This is a genomic window from Paraconexibacter sp. (assembly GCF_041602235.1).
Taxonomy (GTDB): domain Bacteria; phylum Actinomycetota; class Thermoleophilia; order Solirubrobacterales; family Solirubrobacteraceae; genus Paraconexibacter.
In genome coordinates this window covers 1-2365 of record NZ_JBFIGP010000420.1, presented here as the reverse complement: position 1 = coordinate 2365, position 2365 = coordinate 1, and the positions used below count along the sequence as shown (strand labels likewise).

The 2365-nt window shown below is 71.5% G+C and carries 2 protein-coding genes; one reads left to right on the top strand and one right to left on the bottom strand.

The window, feature by feature from the left end:
* Positions 1 to 66 precede the first annotated feature (66 nt).
* Positions 67 to 1377, bottom strand: a complete 1311-nt coding sequence (locus ABYE80_RS19850; RefSeq protein WP_372792038.1) for a cytochrome P450 — start codon at positions 1375 to 1377, stop codon at positions 67 to 69.
* A gap of 47 nt (positions 1378 to 1424) precedes the next feature.
* Here ABYE80_RS19850 and ABYE80_RS19845 point away from each other — a divergent pair.
* A partial coding sequence (locus ABYE80_RS19845; protein WP_372792037.1) for a sugar phosphate nucleotidyltransferase occupies positions 1425 to 2365 on the top strand: 941 nt, incomplete at its 3' end.

Genomic DNA, 2365 nt, shown 5'->3' with positions numbered 1-2365 from the left:
CACGGACGAGCAGACCGCCTACCGCACAAGCTGGGACCCCGCCCCCTGAGGGAGGGGCGGGCCGCGTCAGGCGGTCCGCACGACCTGCACGCCGCGGCGGGGCGCGGCCACGACGTTGCGCAGCACCGCGCGCTCCGGCGGACCGGCCGCCTCCAGCGTGACGGCGGCCAGGACCTCCTGCAGCAGGAGCCGCATCTCCAGCAGGGCGAACGCCGCACCGATGCAGCGGCGCACGCCGCCCCCGAAGGGCAGCCACGAGTAGGGGGCCGCACCGCCGTTGGTGGCGCCGCCGTCCAGCCAGCGCTCGGGCCGCCAGTCCTGCGGCCCGTCCCACAGGGCGGGATCGCGGTGCAGCACCGGATAGGGCGCCCACAGCCGGGTGCCTGCGGGCATCGTCCAGCCGAGGATCGTCACCTCCCGCTGCGTGATCCGCCCGTGGCTGAAGATCACCGGGCGCAGCCGCAGCGCCTCCTTCCCGACCGCTTCCAGATAGGCGCCGTCACCGCTCCGTGCCGCGTCGGTCGCCGCGCGCAGCGCATCCGCGTCGTGCAGGAGCAGATCGAACGTCCAGGCGAGCGCGGTCGCCGTCGTCTCGTGACCCGCCACCAGCAGGGTCACGAGCTCGTCGCGCAGTTCGGTGTCCGTCATCGGCGTGCCGTCCTCGTCGCGGGCCTGCAGCAGGAGGCCCAGCACGTCGGGGGCGTGCTCGTGGTCGCCGTGCGCCATCTCGGCCCTGCGACGGCTGATCTGGGCGCCGATCAACCCGTCGAACTCGCGCATCGCGGCGTGGAACCGACCTCCCGGCGTCGCGCGGCCGCCGACGTCGGCGCGCAGGCGGGCGGGCAGGACCGCGACGTTCGCGAGCCGGACCAGCCTGTGCTGGAGCGTCACGAAGCGCTCCAGGAGCGCCGGGTCGTCGACGCCGAACACGATGCGCAGGATCATCTGCAGCGTCGCGCGCTGCATGGCGGCGTGGAGGCCGAACGGCGTCCGCAGCGGCCACGCGGCCGCCTCGGCCGCCGCGATCTGGCGGATCGTGTCCTCGTATCCGCGCAGTGCGTCCCCGTGGAACGGCGGCAGCAGCAGCTTGCGCTGGCGGAGGTGCTCGGAGCCGTCGAGCGTCAGGAGGGAGTAGCGCCCGACGATCGGCTCCAGCGTGTTGGCCGCCTGGCCCGCACTGAGCGCGTCCGTGTTCGCGAAGGTCGCCTTCGCCCAGTCGGGGTCGGCGACGCTGACGATCCGCCCCTCGCTGAGGATCCGGATCGTGACCGCCCATCCGTGCCGACGGTGCAGCCGCTCGAAGAACCCGTGCGGGTCCCGCATGAGCGCTGCCGTCTGGAGGATGGCAGGGGCGTTCGGGCCGGGCGGCAGCGACATGTCGCAACACTACGACGCCGCCCGTCCGGGTACGGTCTGCGGCGACCATGGATATCCCTGCACAGGTTCTCGCGGCGGGACTCGGAACCCGCCTGCGGCCGCTCACCCACGAGATCCCCAAGCCGATGGTCCCGGTCCTGGACCGCCCGGTCATGGCCCACATCGTCGACCACATCCGGCGCGCGGGCGTCAAGGACATCGTCGCGAACCTCCACTACTTCCCGGACACGATCCGCGACTACTTCGGCGACAGCATCACCTACGTGTACGAGGAGGAGCTGTCGGGCACGGCCGGCGGCGTGCGCCGATGCCGTGAGCACCTCGGGACCGGCACCTTCCTGATCTTCTCGGGTGACGCGCTGACCGACATCGACATCGCCCGGTTCCTGGAGTCGCACCGTCGCAACGGGGGGATCGCCACCATCGCGGCGAAGCAGGTGAGCGACACGCAGGAGTACGGCGTGATCGTGCACGACGCCGAGGGGCGCATCAGCGCGTTCCAGGAGAAGCCGCACCCCGACGAGGCGCTCAGCAACCTGGCGAACACCTGCATCTACCTGTTCGAGCAGGAGATCTTCGACTACTTCCCCGACACGGAGTTCGTGGACTTCGCCAACGACGTCTTCCCGGCGCTGCTGGCCCACGACGTCCCGTTCCACGTGCACGACATCGGCGACGAGTACTGGAACGACGTGGGCTCGCTGGACGAGCTCAAGCAGGGGACCTTCGACGCGATCACCGGCGGCCTGGACCTCAAGGCGCAGGGTGAGGCGATCGAGGAGGGCCTCGTCGTCGGTGACGGGTCGCAGTTCGACGGCGTCGAGCTCATCGAACCGCCCGTGTGGATCGGTCGCGACGTGCGGATCGGCAAGAACGTCCGTCTCCAGGGCCCGCTCGTGCTCGGCGACGAGGCCGTGGTCGGTGACGGCGCGTGCCTGAAGGAGTCGATCGTGCTGCCGGGGACGCACGTCGCGCCGGAAGCGATCCT

Bases quoted from the DNA above. Each gene is read 5' to 3' on its own strand.
- ABYE80_RS19850 (WP_372792038.1), bottom strand. From the start codon at position 1,377: ATGTCGCTGCCGCCCGGCCCGAACGCCCCTGCCATCCTCCAGACGGCA.